This window comes from Usitatibacter palustris (assembly GCF_013003985.1).
In the GTDB taxonomy this organism is placed as follows: Bacteria; Pseudomonadota; Gammaproteobacteria; order Burkholderiales; family Usitatibacteraceae; genus Usitatibacter; species Usitatibacter palustris.
On record NZ_CP053073.1, the window covers coordinates 56,648 to 73,054 of the forward strand.

Annotated in this window: 15 protein-coding genes and 1 riboswitch; of the genes, 11 read left to right on the top strand and 4 right to left on the bottom strand. The window is 67.1% G+C overall.

What is annotated here, in order from left to right:
* Positions 1-122 precede the first annotated feature (122 nt).
* Complete coding sequence (gene thiC / locus DSM104440_RS00240) at positions 123-2,039, bottom strand: phosphomethylpyrimidine synthase ThiC (RefSeq protein ID WP_171159652.1); 1,917 nt, start codon at positions 2,037-2,039, stop codon at positions 123-125.
* A gap of 38 nt (positions 2,040-2,077) precedes the next feature.
* Positions 2,078-2,174: riboswitch (TPP riboswitch) on the bottom strand.
* A gap of 148 nt (positions 2,175-2,322) precedes the next feature.
* On the opposite strand from thiC, the gene DSM104440_RS00245 reads away from it, so the two are divergent.
* From DSM104440_RS00245 to DSM104440_RS00270, 6 genes are all read left to right on the top strand, one after another.
* Complete coding sequence (locus tag DSM104440_RS00245; protein ID WP_171159654.1) at positions 2,323-3,018, top strand: TetR/AcrR family transcriptional regulator; 696 nt, start codon at positions 2,323-2,325, stop codon at positions 3,016-3,018.
* Complete coding sequence (locus DSM104440_RS00250; protein ID WP_171159656.1) at positions 3,015-3,962, top strand: HlyD family secretion protein; 948 nt, start codon at positions 3,015-3,017, stop codon at positions 3,960-3,962. Before DSM104440_RS00245 ends, DSM104440_RS00250 begins: the two co-directional genes overlap by 4 nt.
* Before the next feature lie 8 nt (positions 3,963-3,970).
* Complete coding sequence (locus tag DSM104440_RS00255; protein ID WP_246212070.1) at positions 3,971-4,933, top strand: ABC transporter ATP-binding protein; 963 nt, start codon at positions 3,971-3,973, stop codon at positions 4,931-4,933.
* A 1-nt stretch (position 4,934) separates the two neighbouring features.
* Positions 4,935-6,062 carry an ABC transporter permease gene (locus tag DSM104440_RS00260; RefSeq protein WP_171159658.1) on the top strand — a complete coding sequence of 376 codons (1,128 nt, stop codon included), beginning with the start codon at positions 4,935-4,937 and terminating at the stop codon, positions 6,060-6,062.
* Positions 6,063-6,156: 94 nt separating this feature from the next.
* Positions 6,157-6,810, top strand: coding sequence for a protein-L-isoaspartate O-methyltransferase family protein (locus DSM104440_RS00265; protein ID WP_171159660.1), 654 nt, complete (start codon positions 6,157-6,159; stop codon positions 6,808-6,810).
* An 83-nt stretch (positions 6,811-6,893) separates the two neighbouring features.
* Entirely contained in the window at positions 6,894-8,219 is a 1,326-nt protein-coding gene (locus DSM104440_RS00270) for a TolC family outer membrane protein (protein WP_171159662.1), read from the top strand.
* On the opposite strand, the gene waaA is transcribed toward DSM104440_RS00270, so the two are convergent.
* Together waaA and waaC are read right to left on the bottom strand one after the other, a co-directional pair.
* Entirely contained in the window at positions 8,216-9,457 is a 1,242-nt protein-coding gene (waaA, locus tag DSM104440_RS00275; RefSeq protein WP_212758149.1) for a lipid IV(A) 3-deoxy-D-manno-octulosonic acid transferase, read from the bottom strand. The genes DSM104440_RS00270 and waaA overlap by 4 nt on opposite strands.
* Positions 9,457-10,464: a lipopolysaccharide heptosyltransferase I gene (gene waaC / locus DSM104440_RS00280; RefSeq protein WP_171159664.1), complete on the bottom strand. Its 1,008-nt coding sequence runs from the start codon at positions 10,462-10,464 to the stop codon at positions 9,457-9,459. The genes waaA and waaC overlap by 1 nt, the downstream gene beginning before the upstream one ends.
* 49 nt (positions 10,465-10,513) lie before the next feature.
* Between waaC and DSM104440_RS00285 the strand changes: the two genes are divergently transcribed.
* Genes DSM104440_RS00285 through rfbD form a run of 5 tightly spaced genes read left to right on the top strand, consistent with a single transcriptional unit; the run spans position 10,514 to position 14,666 of the window.
* Positions 10,514-11,284: a glycosyltransferase family 2 protein gene (locus tag DSM104440_RS00285; protein WP_171159666.1), complete on the top strand. Its 771-nt coding sequence runs from the start codon at positions 10,514-10,516 to the stop codon at positions 11,282-11,284.
* Positions 11,281-12,348 carry a dTDP-glucose 4,6-dehydratase gene (gene rfbB, locus DSM104440_RS00290; RefSeq protein WP_171159668.1) on the top strand — a complete coding sequence of 356 codons (1,068 nt, stop codon included), beginning with the start codon at positions 11,281-11,283 and terminating at the stop codon, positions 12,346-12,348. The genes DSM104440_RS00285 and rfbB overlap by 4 nt, the downstream gene beginning before the upstream one ends.
* The gene (gene rfbA / locus DSM104440_RS00295; RefSeq protein WP_171159670.1) at positions 12,345-13,226 is read left to right on the top strand and encodes a glucose-1-phosphate thymidylyltransferase RfbA; all 882 of its coding nucleotides are present in this window, start codon (positions 12,345-12,347) and stop codon (positions 13,224-13,226) included. Before rfbB ends, rfbA begins: the two co-directional genes overlap by 4 nt.
* A gap of 1 nt (position 13,227) precedes the next feature.
* The gene (gene rfbC / locus DSM104440_RS00300) at positions 13,228-13,773 is read left to right on the top strand and encodes a dTDP-4-dehydrorhamnose 3,5-epimerase (RefSeq protein WP_171159672.1); all 546 of its coding nucleotides are present in this window, start codon (positions 13,228-13,230) and stop codon (positions 13,771-13,773) included.
* On the top strand, positions 13,773-14,666 hold the full coding sequence (gene rfbD, locus DSM104440_RS00305; protein WP_171165561.1) for a dTDP-4-dehydrorhamnose reductase: 894 nt from the start codon (positions 13,773-13,775) through the stop codon (positions 14,664-14,666). The genes rfbC and rfbD overlap by 1 nt, the downstream gene beginning before the upstream one ends.
* Here the strand turns inward: rfbD and DSM104440_RS00310 are convergent.
* Positions 14,597-16,366: a sensor histidine kinase gene (locus tag DSM104440_RS00310; RefSeq protein WP_171159674.1), complete on the bottom strand. Its 1,770-nt coding sequence runs from the start codon at positions 16,364-16,366 to the stop codon at positions 14,597-14,599. The genes rfbD and DSM104440_RS00310 overlap by 70 nt on opposite strands.
* Positions 16,367-16,407: the final 41 nt, after the last annotated feature.

The following is a 16,407-nucleotide window of genomic DNA, read 5'->3' on the forward strand; positions in this document are numbered from 1 at the left end:
CCTCCCGGATGGCGGGGCGGCGAAAAGCCGCCCCGAAGCACTGTACGTGAACAGTGCCCAACCGGATTCCTTCCAACAGCAGGTCCTTCGGTCGCTATGCTCCCTCAGGATGACAAGTCGGGCTAGGCCTTGCGGTAGACCTCGCCGCCCGACTTCACGAACTCGACCGCCTTCACTTCCATGCCCTTCTTCAGGGCATCGGCTTCAGCGACGCCGTGCTTGGCCGCGAAGTCGCGCACGTCCTGCGTGATCTTCATCGAGCAGAAATGCGGGCCGCACATCGAGCAGAAGTGCGCGAGCTTGGCGCCCTCCTGCGGCAGCGTCTCGTCGTGGAACTGCTTTGCCTTGTCCGGATCGAGCCCGAGGTTGAACTGGTCGTCCCAGCGGAATTCGAAACGCGCCTTCGAAAGCGCGTTGTCGCGGATCTGCGCGCCCGGATGCCCCTTCGCGAGGTCGGCCGCGTGTGCGGCGATCTTGTACGTGATGATCCCGTCCTTCACGTCGTCCTTGTCGGGCAGGCCCAGGTGCTCCTTGGGCGTCACGTAGCAGAGCATCGCGGTGCCGTACCAGCCGATCTGTGCCGCGCCGATGCCGCTGGTGATGTGGTCGTAGCCGGGCGCGATGTCGGTGGTGAGCGGTCCGAGCGTGTAGAACGGCGCCTCGTGGCACTGCTCGAGCTCGAGCTCCATGTTCTCCTTGATGAGCTGCATCGGCACGTGGCCCGGGCCTTCGATCATCACCTGCACGTCGTGCTTCCACGCGATCGTGGTGAGCTCGCCCAGCGTCTTCAACTCCGCGAGCTGCGCTTCGTCATTTGCGTCGTAGATCGAGCCGGGGCGCAGGCCGTCGCCGAGCGAGAACGACACGTCGTAGGCCTTCATGATGTCGCAGATCTCCTCGAACCTCTCGTAGAGGAACGATTCCTTGTGGTGCGAAAGGCACCACTTGGCCATGATCGAACCGCCGCGCGAGACGATGCCCGTCATGCGGTTCGCCGTCATCGGGATGTACGGAAGGCGAACGCCCGCGTGGATCGTGAAGTAATCCACGCCTTGCTCGGCCTGCTCGATCAACGTGTCGCGGAAGATTTCCCAGGTGAGGTCCTCGGCCTTGCCGTCGACCTTCTCCAGCGCCTGGTAGATCGGCACCGTGCCGATCGGCACCGGGGAATTCCTCACGATCCATTCGCGCGTCTCGTGGATGTGCTTGCCGGTGGACAGGTCCATCACCGTGTCGCCGCCCCAACGGATCGACCACGTCATCTTGTCGACTTCCTCGGCGATCGACGAGGTCAGCGCGGAGTTGCCGATGTTCGCGTTGATCTTCACGAGGAAATTGCGGCCGATGATCATCGGCTCGCTTTCCGGGTGGTTCACGTTCGCGGGAATGATCGCGCGGCCGCGCGCGACTTCGCTGCGCACGAACTCCGCCGTCACTTCCTCCGGAATCGAGGCGCCGAAGGATTCGCCGCGGTGCTGCCGGCCGAGCAGGTCGGCCATGCGTTGGCCCATCGGGCCCGCGGTGCGCATGCGCTCGAGGTACTCGCGCCGCTGCAGGTTCTCGCGGATGGCGATGTACTCCATCTCGGGCGTGACCAGGCCACGGCGCGCGTAGTGCATCTGCGTGACGTTGGCACCGGCTTTCGCGCGGCGCGGGTTGCGCTTCAGGTTGAATCGCAGCTCGGCGAGCTTCGCGTCGGCGAGGCGCTCCTGGCCATATCGCGAAGTGGGGCCCGCGAGCTTCTCGGTGTCGCCGCGCTCCTCGATCCACGCTTCGCGAAGGGGGGCGAGGCCCGAGCGAATGTCGATCTTCGCGGCGGGGTCCGTGTACGGGCCACTCGTGTCGTAGACGTAGACCGGCGGATTCTTCTCCGCGGCGCCAAAGGTGGCGGGCGTGTCCGTCTGCGAGACCTCGCGCATCGGCACGCGGATGTCGGCGCGCGAGCCCTCGACGTAGACCTTGCGCGAAGCGGGCAGGGGAGCCACGGCCGCGTTGTCGACCTGGGCTTCGGAAGCGATGAATTTCGGGTTTGCGTTCATTGCAGCCACTCCTGGTGGTGAAAGCGATAGGGAGTGGCTCTGAGGCGGGCCACGCTCCCTACGCCGGGATGATCCGGATCAGGTTCGAAGGGTGTGTCTCACCGGGAACTCATTCCCGGACCCCTGCGTGCTGCATTCAAGGTACCGGAAACCGCGCCGGCCGGGAAATGACCCGCGGCAAGGGCGGCTGTAAAAACTACTTGACTGAGTAATTACTCGGGCGTACAGTTTCGATCAACGTTGACCCTCACCCCGGCCCTCTCCCAAAGGAGAGGGAGAAAAAATGCCTCCGAGACCCTCCCGAAACCAGGACCGCGCGCTCATCACGGCGGGCCGGCTGCTGTACCCCAAGGTGGGTGCCGCGGGCCTCACGATCCGCCAGGTGGCCGAGGCCGCGGGCGTGAACATCGGCATGTTCCACTACCACTTCAAGACGCGCGAGGCGTTCCTCCAGGCCGTCCTGCAGTCCATCTACGAGGACATGTTCGCGCGCCTGCCGATGCCGCCCGCGAAGGCGCCCATGCCCGAAGCGACCGCCACGCAGGTGCTGCGCGCCGGACTCATGACGCTGGGCGGATTCGTGCGCGAACACCGTTCGTTCCTCGCGCGCCTGCTCGCCGATGCCGCGAATGGCGATCCGGTCGTGCGCGCCTTCATCGGCACCAACTTCCCGCGCCACTTCGACCTCGTCGGTTCCGTGATTGCCGCGGGGCAGGCCTCGGGCGAGCTGCGCAAGATGCCCGTGCCGCAGGCGATCGCCTTCTGCGCCGGTGCGATCTCGCTCCCGTTGCTTGCGGTGGGTGCGCTGATCGACGTGGGCGCGATCCCGAAGTCCGGTGCGAAAGTTCTCGAAACCTCCGTGCTGTCCGAATCCGCCGTCGAGCAACGCATCGACCTCGTGCTCGTGGCCCTCGCCAACCCCGAAGCGGGCGCGAAAACGAAAGCGCCGCGCAAGACCTCGAAGAAAGCTCGCCCATGAAACGCCTGCTCCTTCCCGTGCTCATCGCCGCGAGCCTCGCCGGCTGCGGCAACCAAGAATCCGCCGCGCTTCAGGGCTACGCCGAAGGCGAATACGTTCGCGTCGCCGCACCGTTCGCCGGCACCTTGGTGAAACTCGAGGTCGCGCGCGGCGCGAAGGTCGAACCCGGCGCGCCGCTCTTCGCGCTCGAAGCCGAGAACGAAACCGCCGGTCGCCGCGAAGCCGAGCAGCGCGTGAGCCGCGCGCAGGCGCAGCTCGACAACCAGAAGAAGGGCGCGCGGCCGAGCGAGCTCGAGGCGCTGAGGGCGCAGCTTGCGCAAGCGCAGTCCGCCGCCGCGTTCTCCACCAAGGAGCTCGTGCGCCAGGAGGACCTCCTCGCGAAGAACTTCGTGAGCCGCAGCGCCGTGGATGCCGCACGGACGACGGCCGATCGCGATCGCCAGCGCGTGCAGGAAGTCCAGGCCCAGATCACCACCGCCAACCTGGGGGCGCGGCCCGATGAGATTCGCGCCGCCGAAGCCGAGGTCGCCGCCGCGACGCAAGCGCTCGCGCAAGCCGACTGGCGGCTGCGGCAGAAGACCGTGGCGTCGACGGTCGCCGGCGTCATCACCGACACGAACTTCGTGAGCGGCGAGTGGGTACCCGCGGGCGCCCCGGTTGTTGCCGTGCTTCCTCCGGAGAACGTGAAGGTCCGCTTCTTCGTTCCCGAGACGAGGCTGGGTGCGGTGAAGGTGGGCCAGAGCGTGGAGATTGCGTGTGACGGCTGCCCCGCGAAGATCGCCGCCAACGTGACCTTCATCGCGCCGCAGGCCGAGTTCACCCCGCCCGTGATCTACAGCCGCGAGAACCGGGCGAAGCTCGTGTTCCTCGTCGAGGCGCGCCCGTCCAAAGCGGATGCGCCGAAGCTGCATCCGGGCCAACCGGTGGACGTGACGCTCAAGTGAACGCGGTCGTGAAAGTGAACGCACATGAGTCTTCGGGCGACATCGTCATCGACGTCCAGGACCTCACCAAGCGTTTCGGCACGAAAACCGTCGTGGACCACTTCTCGATGCAGGTGCGCCGCGGCCAGATCTACGGCTTCCTCGGCCCCAACGGCAGCGGCAAGACCACGACGATCCGCATGCTCTGCGGCCTGCTCACGCCCGACGAAGGGCGCGGGACCTGCCTGGGCTACGACATCCTCACCGAGTCCACGAAGATCAAGCGCGAAGTGGGCTACATGACGCAGAAGTTCAGCCTCTACGAGGACCTCTCGATCGCCGAGAACCTCGATTTCGTCGGCCGCATGTACGACGTGCCCAACCGCAAGCAGCTCGTCGATTCGACCCTCGAGCGCCTGGGCCTCACGGGCCGGCGCACGCAGCTCGCGGGCACGCTCTCGGGCGGCTGGAAGCAACGCCTGGCACTCGCCGCCTGCCTGTTGCACGACCCGAAACTTCTCCTCCTCGACGAGCCGACCGCGGGCGTCGATCCGGGTGCGCGGCGCGATTTCTGGGACCACATCCATCGCCTCGCCGACGAAGGCATGACGGTGCTCGTGAGCACGCACTACATGGACGAAGCCGAGCGCTGCCATGAGCTCGCCTATATCGCCTACGGAAAACTCCTCGCGCGCGGCACGGGCGCCGAGGTGATCGCGCGCGCGGGGCTCACGACGTGGGAGATCACCGGCGCGAATCTCTCCGCGGTGGGGCGCAGCCTGGAAGGCGCGCCCGGCGTGGAAATGCTGGTCCCGTTCGGTACTGCGCTGCACGTCAGCGGCACCGATGCCGCGGCACTGCGCGCGAGTGTGGACAAGGCGGCATCGCCCGCCCACGCGAAGGCGCGGGAGGTGCCCACCGGGCTCGAAGACGTCTTCATCCACCTCATGCGCGGCGCGGTCGATCCGAGCGCGAAGACCGAGAAAGCCTGACATGTTCACCCTGCATCGCTTCATCGCCGTGCTGCACAAGGAATTCGTGCAGATGCGCCGCGACCGGCTCACCTTCGCGATGATGATCGGCGTGCCGATCATGCAGCTCATCCTTTTCGGCTACGCGATCAACATGGATCCCAAGGGCCTGCCCGCGGCCGTCGTGAGCGCCGAGCAGAGCGTGTACGCGCGCAGCTTCGTGCGATCGCTGGAGAACTCCGGCTACTTCAAGGTGATCGCGCAGCCGCGCACCGTCGCGGAATCCGACGCCCTCATCGCCGCGGGCAAGGTGCAGTTCGCGATCCACCTCCCGGAGGATTTCTCGCGCAGCATCCAGCGCGGCGAGCGCCCGGTCGTGCTGGTCGAAGCCGACGCCACCGATCCGGCCGCCACCGGCAACGCGGTCGCGGCGATGCAGAACCTCAACTTCACCGCGCTCGATCGCGATCTCACCGGGCCGCTTGCGGCGCAGCGCGCCGGGACGCCGCCCTTCGAGCTGAGAATCCACAAGCGCTACAACCCCGAGGGCAACACGCAATACAACATCGTCCCCGGCCTCATGGGCGTGGTGCTCACGATGACGATGGTGATGATGACTTCCATCGCGATGACCCGCGAGCGCGAGCGCGGCACGATGGAAAACCTGCTCGCCACCCCCGTCACGCCGCTCGAAGTGATGATCGGCAAGATCGTGCCCTACGTCGTCGTGGGCTATGTTCAAGTAGTCGTGATCCTCACCGCGGCGAAATTCCTGTTCAGCGTGCCCATGGTGGGGAGCCTCTTCCTGCTCTCGGCGGTGATCGTGGTCTTCATCGCGGCTCTGCTCGCGATCGGCTTCACGTTCTCCACGCTCGCCAAGAGCCAGATGCAGGCGATGCAGATGACGATGTTCTTCTTCCTGCCCTCGATCCTGCTCTCGGGCTTCATGTTCCCCTACCGCGGGATGCCCCTCTGGGCGCAATACCTGGGCGAAGTGCTTCCGCTCACGCATTTCCTGCGGATCGTGCGGGGGATCATGCTCAAGGGCAGCGAGCTTCCCGACGTCCTCCCGCACGTCTGGCCGCTCGCGGTCATTTTCGTGCTGGTTTCCATGGTGGCGCTGCGCCGGTACCAGAGAACGCTGGACTAACTGTTACAAAGTGAAAAGGGGTTTGATCCCCCTAAATGACCGCAGATACGCCGCGTATAATCCGCCCTTTGCCGAAGACCGCACCCCGAGCGCCATGAACGTCGAACAAGCCCGCTTCAACATGATCGAGCAGCAGATCCGCACCTGGGAGGTGCTCGATCCGGACGTGCTCGCGTTGCTCTCGGAAGTGAAGCGCGAGCAGTTCGTGGAGCCGGCCAACGAAAGCCTCGCCTTCGCCGACCTCGAGCTCCCGCTCGCGCACGGCTGGGCGATGTGGCAGCCCAAGGTCGAGGCGCGCGTCGTGCAGGAGCTCGCCCCGCAGGCGCACGAGAGCGTCTACGAAGTCGGCACCGGCAGCGGGCACCTTGCGGCACTCCTCGCCAAGCGCGCGCGCCAGGTGACGAGTGCGGAAATCCATCCCGATCTCCTCGAGCGTGCCCGCACGAACCTGCAGGCCGCCGGCATCGGCAACGTGACGCTACTCGCCGGCGACAGCGCCGCGGCACCCCTGGGCGAATCGACCTACGACGTGATCGTGCTCACCGGCTCCGTACCCGTGCTGCCGCCTGCGTTCATCGAGCGGCTCAATCCGGGCGGGCGAATTTTCGCGATCGTGGGCGATGCCCCCGTGATGAAGGCCGTCCTGGTCCGCCAGGCCGCCCGGGGTGAAACGCGCACGGTGGAGCTCTTCGAAACCCTGATGAAGCCGCTGGAAAACGCCCCGCAGCCGGCGCGTTTCCGCTTCTGACCGGCCGCCCGGCCTGAATCCGAACCGACCCGCCCGGGCGTCCAAACCCAACTGACCCTCGAGAAGAGACAAAAGACCGAACCATGAAGCTGAAGCGACTTGCCGCCGCCCTGGCCTTCGGGCTCTCCATCGGACCCGCCATGGGCGAGGACCTCCTGACCATCTACCGCGACGCGCTGGTGAGCGACCCGGTGTACCAGGCCCAGCGCGCGCAGCGCCAGGCCACGATCGAGAAGCTGCCGCAGGCGCGCGCCGGCTACCTGCCGTTCGTTTCCGCGCAGGCTTCGTACTTCAAGAACTACAACCAGCGCGACGGCACCGACGACCTCGACTACAACACGCGCAACGGCAACGTCTCGCTCTCGCAGCCGATCATCCGCGTGCAGAACTGGATCGCGATCGGCCAGGCGGAGAAAGTCGTCCTGCAGGCCGATGCCACGCTCGCCGCCGCCAACCAGGACCTGATCCTGCGTGCCGCGCAGGCTTACTTCGACGTCCTCCTCGCGCAGGACAACGTCGCGCTTTCGCAGTCCCAGAAGACGGCGTTCTCCGAGCAGCTCGCGCAGGCCAAGCGCAATTTCGAAGTTGGCACCGCGACCATCGTCGACACGCTCGAAGCGCAGGCCCGCTACGACCAGACGCTCGCCACCGAAATCCGCGACATCAACGACCTCGAAGTGAAGCGCCGCGCGCTCCAGCAGCTCGTGGGCAAGGTCGTTCCCGGCCTCGTGCCGCTCAAGGAGCCGCTGGCGCTGGTGCCGCCGCAACCCAACGACATCGAAGCGTGGGTGACCCAGGCCTCCGAGTCGTCGCTGACGGTCATCGTCGCCAAGGCGGGCAACGAGATCGCGCGCAAGGAAGTGGACCGCGCGCAAGCCGGCCACCTGCCGACCCTCGATTTCTCCGCCGACTACAACGTGAACCGCAATCCGGCGAGCACGCTGGGCCAGCTCGCCACGGGCGTGTCGCCCACGAGCAAGAGCGGTTCGGTGGGCATCGTCCTCGGGATCCCGATTTTCGAAGGCGGCCTCACACAATCGCGTGTGCGCGAAGCCGTGGCGCTGCGCGACCGCGCCGACCAGGACCTCGAGAATGCGCAGCGCTCCACCGCGCAGAACGTGCGCCAGAGCTTCCTCTTCGTCACCAACGGCATCGCCGGCGTGCAGGCCCTCGAGCGCGCGCTCGCCTCGACGCAGAGCCAGCTTGACTCGACGATCCTCGGCCGCGATGTCGGCGTGCGGACCAGCGTGGACGTGCTCAACGCCCAGCAGCAGGTCATCCAGACCCGCCGCGACCTGCAGCAGGTCCGCTACGGCTACCTGATGTTCACGCTGCGCCTGAAGGCCGCCACGGGCACGCTCACCGAAGCCGACCTCGAGGCCGTCAACCGCACGCTCGGCCGCAGCTAGAGCCAGCCCATCAGGCGCGCGAGCGCGCCGCGGTTCGCGTTCGCGAATGCCTGGGCGGCCTCGCCCATCCGTGCGCGCTTCGCGTCGTCGTGCAGCAGGGCCAGCGCCGCCTTCATCGCGTCGTTCGCATCACGCTGCCGGAGCGCTGCTCCCGCGGCGATCGCGCTCTTCGAGGCTTCCTCGAAGTTGAATGTCGAGGGCCCCACGACCACGGGTTTGCCCATCGCGCACGCCTCGATGAGATTTTGGCTGCCGAAGTCGAGCAGGCTGCCGCCCATGATCACCACGTCGGCCGCGGCGTAGTACGCGAGCATCTCGCCCATCGAATCGCCGATCACCACGCGCGTTCCCGAAGCAACGCCGCCCTCTGCGCTGCGCCGTGCGATCGCGAGCCCGCGTGCCGTCGCAAGTGCGGCAACCTCGTCGAAGCGCTGCGGATGCCGCGGAACGATGACGAGCAGGGCCTCCGGCGCGGCAGATGCGGCTGCGAATGCGTCGAGCAGCAGGACCTCCTCGCCATCGCGTGTGCTGCCGGCGACGATTACGCGACGCGCCGGACCGAATGACGCGCGAAAGCGCGCGCCGAGCGTGCGCATGGCCTCGGGCACGTCGAGATCGAACTTAATGTTGCCGGTGACAACGGGGGCGGCCGCGCCCAATGCGACGAAGCGGTCGGCGTCCGTGCGCGATTGCGCTGCGATTCCTCCGAGGTTCGCGAGAGCCCACCGCGTGAGCGAAGCAAATCGCGCATAGCCGCGCGCCGATTGCTCCGAGAGCCGCGCATTGGCGAGCTTCACCGGCACGTTCGCGCGCACCGCGCTCTCGAGCAGCCGCGGCCACAGCTCGGTCTCGAGGATCACTCCAGAGCTCGGCCGGAAGTGCGCGAAGAACGAGCGCGTGGCGAAGCCGTAGTCATACGGAAGCCACGCGCGGTCCACGCGGTCGCCGAAGAGCTCCACGCTCGTCGCGCGCCCGGTGGGCGTCATGTGCGTGAGCAGGATGCGATGGTCGGGATGGCGCGCCTGCAATGCTTCGACGAGGGGTGCCGCCGCACGCGTCTCGCCGACACTCACGGCGTGGATCCAGATGCGCGGGACATCGGCGACCGGCGCGTAGCTTCCGAAGCGCTCGCCCAGGTGTTCGAGGTAGCCCGGCTGCTTGCGCGAGCGCCACGCGAGCCGCAGCACGATGAAGGGGAGTGCCAGCCACCACAGCACCGCGTAGGCGAAACGCGCCATCAGGAGGGCGTCGCGTCGGTGGGGACGTCGTCGAACTCCGGGGGCGCCGCGAAACCCAGCGCGGCCATCACCTCATCGACCGTCGGCGGTTTTTGAACGCCGCCGAGGCTCTTCGCGTACTCCCACCCATGCAGTCCGGTCAGCGTCGGATCGGTCGCGCAGTAGATGCCGGCGACGGCGGGGCTTTCCAGCGCGACCGCGAGATGCGTGAGGCCCGTATCGACGCCGACGACGGAATCGGCCGCGCGTAGCAGCGCCGCGGCTTCGACGAGCGACATCTCGGGGGCCGCGACCCCTTGCGGGCTCGCCGCCGCGAGGCGAGCGGCCTGCTCGCGTTCCGCGGGGTTCCCTCCGGGGTACACCCCCACGAGGCCTCCCTCGTCCCAGAGGCGGGCCGCGAGATCAATCCAGAGGGCATCGGGCCAGCGCTTGTTCGCGCGGCTTGCCGCATGCAGCGCGACGAAGTACGGCCCTTCGGGCGCCCACGCCGGCGGCTCTTCGGGCGCGACCAGCCCGTAGCTCGCCTCGCCTTCGGGCTCATAGCCGAAGACGTTGGCCACGAGCTGGCGGTTGCGCTCGACCGCGTGCTGTTTCCTCGCGACCTTGATGCCCTGGTCGTAGAAACGCGCGGCGAAGCGCTCGCGCGCGCTGGCGCGGTCGAAACCGAAGCGGATTCCGTGGGCATTGGCTGCGACAAGGGCGCTTTTCGTGAGCCCCTGGGTATCGACCACGTAGTCGTAGCGCTCGCGGCGCAGCGCCTCGCGGGTCTCCCGCAGGGAACGCCAGGTCGACGAGGCAAACGGCGCCCCCTTGGCCCGCCGCAGCCCGACCGGGATCACCTGGTCGACCGCGGGGTGCAGGCGCACGAGGTCGGCGTAGGCCTCCTCGACGGCCCAATGGATCTGCAGCTCGGGGCGCCGTGCCCGCAGGTCGGTCACGGCCGGCATGTGGTGGATCACGTCGCCGAGCGAGGAGAGCTTCACGAAGAGCACGCGCGGCACGGTCATGGGGCAATTCTAAGTAAAATAGCGGACCCTGCCATCGAAGAAGAAGCACGTGGCGCATTCCCCGCCCGGAAAACTTCCCCTGACCGTCGCCATCATCGCGCTCAATGCCGCTTCCCAGATCGGCGAGTGCCTGGCGAGCTGCGCCTTTGCCGACGAGGTCCTGGTCGTCGATTCGGGCAGCTCGGACGATACCCAGGCGATCGTCGAGCGTCATGGCGGGCGCTTCGTCCACAACGACTGGCCGGGCTTCGGCAGGCAGAAGCAGTTCGCCGTCCAGCAGGCGCGCAACGAATGGGTGCTGTGCCTCGATGTCGACGAACGCGTCACCGAAAGGCTCCAGGCCTCGATCCGCGAGGCATTCGCCAGCCGCCGCTACCAGGCCTGGCGCATGGCGCGACGCAACCGCTTCCTGGGCACGTGGCTCGCGCACGGCGAAGGCTATCCGGACTGGTCCCTGCGCCTGTTCCATCGCGCGCATGCGAGCTGGTCCAACGACGAAGTGCACGAGGCCGTGCTCACGACCGCGGAGGTCGGCCGCCTCGAGGGCGACCTGCTGCACGACTCGGCCGACGACATCGCGACCTACCTCGCCAAGCAGAACCGTTACACCACGCTGCATGCCAAGGCCCTCTTCGACCAGGGTGTGCGCACGAGCGCGTGGCGGCTGTTCCTCTCGCCGTTCGTGCGCTTCGTGAAGTTCTACATCGTGAAGCTCGGCTTTCTCGATGGGGGCCCCGGATTCGCGCACGTCGTGATCGGCTGCAACAACACGTTCCACAAGTACCTCAAATTGATCGAACTGCAGAGGGCGGCGAAATGACCATTCTCGTAACCGGCGGCGCGGGATTCATCGGCGCGAACTTCGTGCTCGACTGGATCGCGGCCGAAGGCGAGCCCGTCGTGAACGTGGACAAGCTCACGTACGCGGGCAACCTCGCGAACCTCGCGTCCCTCTCGGGCGACAAGCGCCATGCGTTTTCTCGCGGCGACATCGGCGACCGCGCGTTCATCGACGCGCTCCTCGCGCAGCACCAGCCGCGCGCCGTCGTGCACTTCGCCGCGGAAAGCCACGTCGACCGCTCGATCCACGCGCCGGGCGAATTCATCCAGACCAACGTCGTGGGCACGTTCACGCTGCTCGAAGCGGTGCGCGGCTTCTGGACCGCGCTCGCCGACGATCGCAAGGCGGCGTTTCGCTACCTGCATGTCTCCACCGACGAGGTGTACGGCACGCTCGGCGCGGACGATCCGGCCTTCAGCGAGACCACGGCCTATGCGCCCAACAGCCCGTACTCCGCGTCCAAGGCCGCGTCGGACCATCTGGTGCGCGCCTACCATCACACGTATGGGCTGCCGGTCCTCACGACCAACTGCTCGAACAATTACGGCCCGTACCAGTTCCCCGAGAAGCTGATCCCGCTGATGATCGCCAACGCGCTCGAAGGCAAACCCCTTCCGGTGTACGGCGACGGCAAGCAGATCCGCGACTGGCTCTATGTCGGCGATCACTGTTCGGCCATTCGCGCGGTGCTCGCGAAAGGCCGCCTGGGCGAGGTCTACAACGTCGGCGGCAACGCGGAAATGAAGAATCTCGATGTCGTGCACGCGTTGTGCGACACGCTCGATCGCGAGCGCCCGCGCGACGGCGGCCATCGCAAGCTCATCACGTACGTGAAGGACCGGCCTGGCCACGACCGGCGCTACGCGATCGACGCGCGCAAGATCCGCGGCGAGCTGGGCTGGAGCCCGAGCGAAACCTTCGAGACGGGATTGGCGAAGACCGTGCGCTGGTATTTGGGTAACGCCGACTGGGTCGCGCAGGTGAAGAGCGGCGAGTACCGCCGCTGGATCGAGAAGAACTACGCCGAGAGGAGCGCGGGGTGAATCGCAAGGGAATCATTCTCGCGGGAGGTTCGGGCACGCGTCTGTACCCGTCCACGCGCGTCGTCTCGAAACAGTTGCTGCCGGTGTACGACAAGCCGATGGTCTACTACCCGCTTTCCACCCTCATGCTCGCCGGCATCCGCGAGATCCTCATCATCTCCACGCCGCAGGACACGCCGCGCTTCGAGGAGCTGCTGGGCGACGGCAAGGAGTGGGGCCTCAAGCTCACCTACGCCGTGCAAGCCAAGCCCGAGGGCCTCGCGCAGGCCTTCATCATCGGGCGCGATTTCGTCGGCAAGGATCCGTCGTGCCTGATCCTCGGCGACAACATCTTCTACGGCCACGACCTCGCGGGCTCGCTGATGCGCGCCTCGAAGTCGACGACGGGTGCCACGGTGTTCGCCTATCCCGTGCACGATCCCGAGCGCTACGGCGTGGTCGAATTCGATCCCGCGGGACGCGCCGTGAGCATCGAGGAGAAGCCCGCGCAACCGAAGTCACGCTACGCCGTGACCGGGGTCTACTTCTACGACAACAGCGTGCTCGATGTCGCCCGCGACATGAAGCCTTCGAAACGCGGCGAGCTCGAGATCACCGACGTGAACCGCGTGTACCTCGAGGCGGGAACGCTTTCGGTCGAGGTGATGGGCCGCGGAACCGCGTGGCTCGACACCGGCACGCACGAGAGCCTGCTCGAGGCCGCGCAATTCATCGAGACGATCGAGACGCGCCAGGGCCTGAAGATCGCCTGCCCCGAGGAGATCGCCTATCGCATGGGCTACATCGATGCCGCGGCACTCGAGCGGCTCGCCGAGCCGATGAAGAAGAACGCGTACGGCCAGTACCTCCTCGACGTGCTTCGCGACCGCGTGTTCTAGCGTGAACGTCATCACGACCGACATCCCCGAGGTGCTGTTGCTCGAGCCGAAAGTATTCGGTGATGCGCGGGGCTTCTTCTACGAATCCTGGAACCAGGCGGTGTTCGACAAGGCGGTGGGTGCTCCTGTGCACTTTGTGCAGGACAACCACTCGCGCTCGGCAAAAGGTGTGCTGCGCGGCCTGCACTACCAGGTGCAGCAGGCGCAGGGAAAGCTCGTGCGTGTCGTCGCGGGCGAAGTGTTCGACGTTGCCGTGGATCTTCGCCGCGCTTCGCCCACGTTCGGCCGCCACGTCGCCGCGCGCCTCTCGGGCGAGAACAAGCGCATGTTGTGGGTGCCTGCCGGTTTCGCGCATGGATTCCTCGTGGTTTCCGAGATGGCGGAGTTTCTCTACAAGACCACCGATTACTACGCGCCCGCCCATGAGCGTTCCCTGCTCTGGAACGATCCGGCCCTCGGCATCGATTGGCCCCTCGAGAGCGAGCCCCAGCTGAAGGCGAACGACGCCGCCGGCAAGCCCCTCGCGCAAGCCGAGACCTACCCGTGATGCGCGTGCTCGTCACGGGCAGCCGCGGCCAGGTGGGCAGCGCGGTCGTCGCCGCGCTCGCGGACCACGCGGAAGTCGTAGCGGTCGGTCACGCCACGCTCGACCTCACGAATGCCAACGCGGTTCGCGCGTGCGTGCGCGAAACCAAACCCGCGCTGATCGTGAACGCCGCGGCGTATACCGCGGTCGACAAGGCCGAGCAGGACGCAGCCACCGCCGAGGCGGTGAACGCGATCGCACCCGGGATCCTCGCCGAGGAAGCGCAGCGCCTGGGCGCGGCACTCATCCACTATTCGACCGACTACGTCTTCGACGGCACGAAATCCTCGCCGTATCGCGAAGACGATCCGACCAATCCGCTGGGCGTGTACGGCCGCACGAAGCTCGCGGGCGAGCAGGCGATCGTCGCCTCCGGATGCGTGCACGTGATCCTGCGAACGAGCTGGGTGTATGGACCCACCGGCGGAAACTTCCTGCTCACCATGCTCAAGCTCGCGGCCACTCGACCGGAACTTCGCGTGGTCGATGACCAAATCGGCGCGCCCACCTCCAGCCTCCTGCTCGCGCGCGTGACGCGCGAGATCATCGAGCGCATGCGCTCCGAGCCGGGCACCCTCACGGCGCGCATGGGCGTCTTCCACACGACTGCGCGGGGTTCGGTGAGCTGGTGCGGATTCGCACGCCGGATCTTCAAACGCTGGAGCGAGCTCTCGCCCGAGCCGTTCACGGCGCCGAAGGTCATTCCCATTCCCGCCTCGGAATATCCGACGCCGGCCCGGCGCCCCGCGAACTCGCGGCTCGCGGGCGACAAGCTCGCCGCGGCCTACGGCGTGCGGCTGGAATCCTGGGAGGACGGGCTCGAGGAAGTGCTGCGCACGCTCGCCTCGCGCTGAACGCTGAAGCACACGGCTGCGTCCGAGTTGCTCGCGAGCTCCACGCGGAAGCCTTCGACCCGCGCCTGGCGCGCCACCTGGTAGAGCCCGATTCCGAGCCCGCCTTCGCGCGTGCCCTCGATCGGTTCGCGGAATAGCGCGCGCGCCACCGCGTCGGGAACCGCGCTGCCGGTGTCGGTGACGCGTAGATCGCAGTACATCGCGTCCGCCACGAACGTGACGGTCACTTCCACCGCGGGCTCGCGTTCGCGCTTCGCGCGCGCATTGCTCAGGAAATTCTCGATGAGGCTGTCGAAGAGCGACGCGGGAACCATGGCGCCGGGCATCACGCGCCCGGCGAACGTGATCCCCGGCGCGGCGTGGCGCTTTTCGACTTCCGCCCACCAGGTGCGCGCATCCACCTGCAGGTCGGCCGCGGTCGCGTCGGGTGCGCGCAGTTTCTCGAGCGTGGCATGCAGGCGCCGCGTGAGCTGTGGGAGCTGTCGCTGCAGCAAGCCCGCATATGCCGTCGTCGCCTCGTTGCCGCGCGGAGCCACCGAGGTCAGCGCATAGAGCGACTGCAGCAGGTTCTTGATGTCGTGCGTGAGCTGCGCGCCCGTCTCGTGCACGGCCTGCATGTAGGCGTTGCGGCGCATGAGGCTTTCGCGGCGCTTGCCCTCGTGGAATTCGCCGACGACTTGCGCGAGCAACCTCAGATGCAGGAAGAGCGCGGGCGACAGGCGCACGGCCGTGCGGAACGTGAGCTCGAGACCGTGGAACGTGAAGCGCGAGGTGAAGCCGTCGGGCTTGCCGAACGTGCCTTCGCCATCGGCGGCTTTCCAGTTGCCGCCGCGCATCCAGGGGAAGGTGGCGATCTCGTCGAGGGCGAGCTGCAGGAAGCGCTGCGAATCGGGCTCCGTCTCGGCGAGCTCGGCCACGCGGCGCATCCACATCTCGAAGGGCATGCCCACCGAGAGCAGGTAGCGCGAGAAATACGTCCGCAGTCCCCCGAAGCCCCCGCGCGGCGCCCATAGCACCGCGAGCACGAAGAGCCCGATCCCGAAGCCCGAAACCGTGAGCGCGACCGAAGGGTAGTAGAGGCCCTCGGTATAGCGCATCAGCGCGACCGAGCCCAGGACGAGGACGACGACAAGCTGGAAGATCAGCACCGCGTAGAAGAAATCGAAGACCTGCCCCGGTTGCTCCTCGGGCGCGGTGGGCACGAGCACGATCGCGAGCAACACGAAGGGAAGCAGGCTCTTCGCGACGAAGGGCAGGGGCTGCGGAATTTCCGGGCCGGCGAGCAGGAGTGCCGGGACGGCCCAGAGGAGGAGCAGGGTAAGGAGGTAGCTGAACGCCACGAGGTAGGCCACGTGGCCGAGCTGCGCCGCCCGCACGGTGAAGACCTTGCCGCCGAGAATGCCCAGTAGCACCGAGATCCACATCACCAGCATCCAGCCGGCGAGGAAGTAGAGGATCAGGGACGTGATGGCCACCAGAAGCACGAGCGAGAACACCTCGAGCTCGAGCTCCGCCGCGAAGAACGGCTGCCACAGCAGGAACAGGCCGAAATGCACCAGCAGCCAGATGCGCTGGAAGGCCCCGGTCGGGTCCGCGATCAGCGCGGCGTGCAGGGTGAGCAGCATCGCCACGAGCACCCAGCGGCGGCCCGTGACGAGCGTGCGCGTGAGGCGGCGGTAAACGGGGATCGAAGCGGCCATAAGCGGGCAGTGTCGGCGATCCGGACAGGGGGTGTCGACCC

What these genes read in the sequence shown, in the direction of transcription:
- thiC (WP_171159652.1), bottom strand. Translation starts at nt 2,039, where the DNA reads ATGAACGCAAACCCGAAATTCATCGCTTCCGAAGCCCAGGTCGACAAC.
- DSM104440_RS00245 (WP_171159654.1), top strand. Translation starts at nt 2,323, where the DNA reads ATGCCTCCGAGACCCTCCCGAAACCAGGACCGCGCGCTCATCACGGCG.
- DSM104440_RS00250 (WP_171159656.1), top strand. Translation starts at nt 3,015, where the DNA reads ATGAAACGCCTGCTCCTTCCCGTGCTCATCGCCGCGAGCCTCGCCGGC.
- DSM104440_RS00260 (WP_171159658.1), top strand. Translation starts at nt 4,935, where the DNA reads ATGTTCACCCTGCATCGCTTCATCGCCGTGCTGCACAAGGAATTCGTG.
- DSM104440_RS00265 (WP_171159660.1), top strand. Translation starts at nt 6,157, where the DNA reads ATGAACGTCGAACAAGCCCGCTTCAACATGATCGAGCAGCAGATCCGC.
- DSM104440_RS00270 (WP_171159662.1), top strand. Translation starts at nt 6,894, where the DNA reads ATGAAGCTGAAGCGACTTGCCGCCGCCCTGGCCTTCGGGCTCTCCATC.
- waaA (WP_212758149.1), bottom strand. Translation starts at nt 9,457, where the DNA reads ATGGCGCGTTTCGCCTACGCGGTGCTGTGGTGGCTGGCACTCCCCTTC.
- waaC (WP_171159664.1), bottom strand. Translation starts at nt 10,464, where the DNA reads ATGACCGTGCCGCGCGTGCTCTTCGTGAAGCTCTCCTCGCTCGGCGAC.
- rfbB (WP_171159668.1), top strand. Translation starts at nt 11,281, where the DNA reads ATGACCATTCTCGTAACCGGCGGCGCGGGATTCATCGGCGCGAACTTC.
- rfbD (WP_171165561.1), top strand. Translation starts at nt 13,773, where the DNA reads ATGCGCGTGCTCGTCACGGGCAGCCGCGGCCAGGTGGGCAGCGCGGTC.
- DSM104440_RS00310 (WP_171159674.1), bottom strand. Translation starts at nt 16,366, where the DNA reads ATGGCCGCTTCGATCCCCGTTTACCGCCGCCTCACGCGCACGCTCGTC.